At 54.3% G+C, this 3253-nt stretch carries 4 protein-coding genes; 2 read left to right on the top strand and 2 right to left on the bottom strand.

Going from position 1 to position 3253, the window contains the following annotated elements; all coding sequences use genetic code 11:
* Positions 1-521: 521 nt before the first annotated feature.
* Complete coding sequence (locus VVR85_RS11145) at positions 522-875, bottom strand: hypothetical protein (protein WP_368520935.1); 354 nt, start codon at positions 873-875, stop codon at positions 522-524.
* On the opposite strand from VVR85_RS11145, the gene VVR85_RS11140 reads away from it, so the two are divergent.
* Both VVR85_RS11140 and VVR85_RS11135 read left to right on the top strand, forming a co-directional pair.
* Positions 859-2172, top strand: coding sequence for a hypothetical protein (locus tag VVR85_RS11140; protein WP_368520934.1), 1314 nt, complete (start codon positions 859-861; stop codon positions 2170-2172). The two genes, VVR85_RS11145 and VVR85_RS11140, sit on opposite strands and share 17 nt — an antisense overlap.
* A 71-nt stretch (positions 2173-2243) precedes the next feature.
* The gene (locus tag VVR85_RS11135) at positions 2244-2369 is read left to right on the top strand and encodes a hypothetical protein (protein ID WP_368520933.1); all 126 of its coding nucleotides are present in this window, start codon (positions 2244-2246) and stop codon (positions 2367-2369) included.
* Between the two features lie 264 nt (positions 2370-2633).
* Here VVR85_RS11135 and VVR85_RS11130 read toward each other — a convergent pair whose 3' ends face one another.
* Positions 2634-3116, bottom strand: coding sequence for a helix-turn-helix transcriptional regulator (locus VVR85_RS11130; RefSeq protein WP_368520932.1), 483 nt, complete (start codon positions 3114-3116; stop codon positions 2634-2636).
* Positions 3117-3253 lie beyond the last annotated feature (137 nt).

The following is a 3253-nucleotide window of genomic DNA, read 5'->3' as shown; positions in this document are numbered from 1 at the left end:
TGCTACAACGCGCGTCGCCTTAGCATCAGCGATTTCATCAAGAACACGCGTATGCGCCTGGACAAGCGCCGCTCGGGCGATGGCCTCACTCCGCAGAGGCCCCGCTGGGCGGTGGATGCCCACCTCGCGTAGCCGCAGATAACGCTCTTCATCCGGCAGCGTGCGCCGAGTCAACCTACGCACCCGCGACGGCGACGCCTGACCAATCACCGAGACAGTTGACACATCCCTAGGCACAAAATCCCTGGAAGCGGGTTTCTCGAGAACGGTCGTTGCTGCTGCAAGAGCCGTAAACCTACCCACGAGCGCTCACCGCCCTCATACGCAAAGCGTTGGATCGGCAGGCACAATTGCTAAATATTTTTAGGCATGACAAAATAGACGCATCTCCATTCATGTAACTCCAAGTGAATTGATTGGATTCTTTCGCTCAACGTTTTGGTAGAACGTCGGCGACCACAGGGCGCGATCTGGCAGGATCGGGCCCTGAATTTGTTTTCGGATCTGTCCGATAAGCAGTCTTAAGTCACAGATGCACCCCCTGCATCCCCAACTTCGCCCCTTTCATCGAGATAATGTCCAGATTCGGTCAGCCACTTTTTCATGACCGCAGACATCGAACAACCTACTTCAGAAGATTGCTGAGCGAGCTTTTGGACAATCACGGCGGGGAGACGAAGCTCAACCCGAACCACTGCATCGTTAGCAACAGTACGCACTGCTTTACGCCCAAAGTGCGCCGCAGGGATTTCCATCGTTCGTTCTCCTTCACCAATCCAAAATCCAACAACAAAAAACCACGCCAAAGCGTGCTGATTATCGTCATTTACAGATGTGGTGAGCCCCGAAGGAACGTAAATGCGTGCAGGAATCACCCTGCACTGGAGACAGAATACCGGTTCAAGCCGGTATTACGCAACAAATAAGACAGAGTGGTTCTTCAAAGGAAAACGTCTAAAAATTCAATTCCCGCCAACCATCAGCAAATCCCCACTCGAGCATCTCAGTCCTACTTTAAGGTCTATGCAGGACATCATTTCTACAACGCGTCTTCAACAAATGATGTTTGATAGAAACATGACTAACCCACACATCGAAGCCGCCAAAAGAGCCTCTCAAGTGTTGTACAACAGCGTCCTCAACGACCTCGACGAGGACAAGGCAGGTATCGGATGGATGACCGATCAAATCAATTGGAAGCACTCCGCACTAATCGGCGAGTATCTCCTATCATCAATCAGCGGTGTCGAAACCGCACTGTCCACCAGTGCATTGTGCAATGAAAAATTCAGAGAACTCGAACTCTCTCAGAATATGAAAATTGCCCGTGTCCAGAACTCTGACCTTAACGCGAAGGATCCAATTCCGCCAGAGTTGAGCACGGTCTTTCATTCACCAAACAACGAGCTGCTCCACATATTTAAAGACCATTCCCTCATCTCACTCGCACAAGCACTAGACCGGCTCGCAGCAGTCACAGTCGCAGTTGGCGGGTTCAAAGAAAAACTCCTCCATACCGACTGCGGCAGAATCTTAGATATCGCAGCCAAAGCTCACAAAAACGGGAAATCCGGCAACACACTACGCCCAGGAATTTTTGCCGACGTCGGAACTGCAGGGAGACAAGAACAAAACAACCTCTTAGGACTATTCCTAGACTGGCAAAGGCATGGTCCAGAAGATTGGCTCCCCTGGCTTCGGCAATATCGCAGCACCATCGTTCACCGCGCCCCATTCGTCAGCTGGACCGCTCATACGAAAGGTCCCCATCAAAATCCGGGTGAATCAGTCATTCGACCCTTTTATCTACAACCGGGGTGGGCAGAAAGCGAATCGATGTACCGAACTGCCCGAAAAGGAATCCAAGACCTCCTCCTTATGCAACCAGCTCACACGATCCTGAGCGGATTGACTGAATCTACCGCACAGTATTGTCGTTCAGTTCTCCGCTATGCCAATGAGCTCTGGAGTAAACGACGCGCGAACCCCGAACTCATCGTTCAAGCCGCCGGAATGTGGCCAGAGCTGGAGTCCTCGAGCAAACTTTCATTCAAGGGATACAGCCCAAATCTCAAGATGGCCGGAAATTTTCTCGCTATCAACCCAGACCGAGTGAAAAGACTAAAAGCCACGCAACTCCTAGATCGTCCAGCTGATAAGTGGCGTTCTTAAAGCACTGTGGCAGTCAGGGCAAACCACTTCAAAGAGTGACAGGCTTACACCTACATTTTGTTCACCCCACGGTGTCTACTTTCCCGGGGCGGGCCCCCACCGGCGAGTGGGGCACCGTCGACGGTAAGTATCGACTGGATAAGCTGGACGGCGGTGACAGTTTGCTCAACACGGAAGACCTGCTCCGCACCCTGTAGGCCCATTCCCCCTTGGCACCGTGGCCAAGGGGGAGTTTTCTGCCTGTAGTGCTGCAACTGTCCGCCCTTTCCCAAACGTGGTGTGGCCAGTGGAAACAAACACGGAGTGCCGACACGACTGGTGTCAGCACCCCGCAGGGACACTGTGGCGCGAGCTAAGCCGCCAACGCCGCTAACCGCGCGTCCTCATGCCCTTGGGTTGAACCATAGCCATGCACCCGAGAGTAAATGTCGTCGTAGGAACCCGCCTGGGGCTTAGTGAGGTCACTTAGCTGTAGCTTCGTAGAACAGCTGTTGAGTGTTGTAACGGCCGGGGAATCGCTGTTCAATCCATCGGGATACCTCCCTGGCGCTGTAGACGCGTAGCCTGCGGCCGGTGGTGTCATCGAAACCAATCATCGGGGTGGGTGCGCCTGGCACTCGCCGCAGGTGGGTGGCAAGACGGTGCGGTGCCATTCCGATGACCTCCGCCATATCCCGCACGGTCTGTAAATCGTTGTGGTCCGCACATTCGTACTCGTGGAGGTGATTTTTGTGGAGCCAGGCGGACACTTCGGCTCGGTCAAAGGTTTTATCATGCCCTGACGAACCCAAAGGCTTCGGAAAGTCGGAATACATGCGCATCCACTGATGTATGTCGTCTCGACTCAGCCCCACCTCGGCGGCAATCTCCGAGAGGGTCATCGGCTGCGACTGCGGCTCCCACACCGGCACGTCGTCCGCGGCACTGTCATCGTAAATGCTCATGCGTCATCCTGGCGTTACTGCGCCCCAGCCCTGCCTGTGCTACGGGTAAACGGCAGAAAGGGGCTTAGGCGGGCTACTGGGCGTTGTCGGTGGCCGCGCGGGAAAGCAGTGTTGCCATCACTTTGCGCAGCTTGTCG

This window comes from Corynebacterium sp. LK2590, from assembly GCF_040946105.1.
Lineage (GTDB): Bacteria > Actinomycetota > Actinomycetes > Mycobacteriales > Mycobacteriaceae > Corynebacterium.
The sequence above is the reverse complement of the archived record's forward strand: the minus strand, read 5'-3'. Positions and strand labels throughout refer to the sequence as shown.

Coding starts and splice junctions, on each gene's coding strand:
- VVR85_RS11140 (WP_368520934.1), top strand. CDS start 859: ATGCGTGCAGGAATCACCCTGCACTGGAGACAGAATACCGGTTCAAGC.
- VVR85_RS11130 (WP_368520932.1), bottom strand. CDS start 3,116: ATGAGCATTTACGATGACAGTGCCGCGGACGACGTGCCGGTGTGGGAG.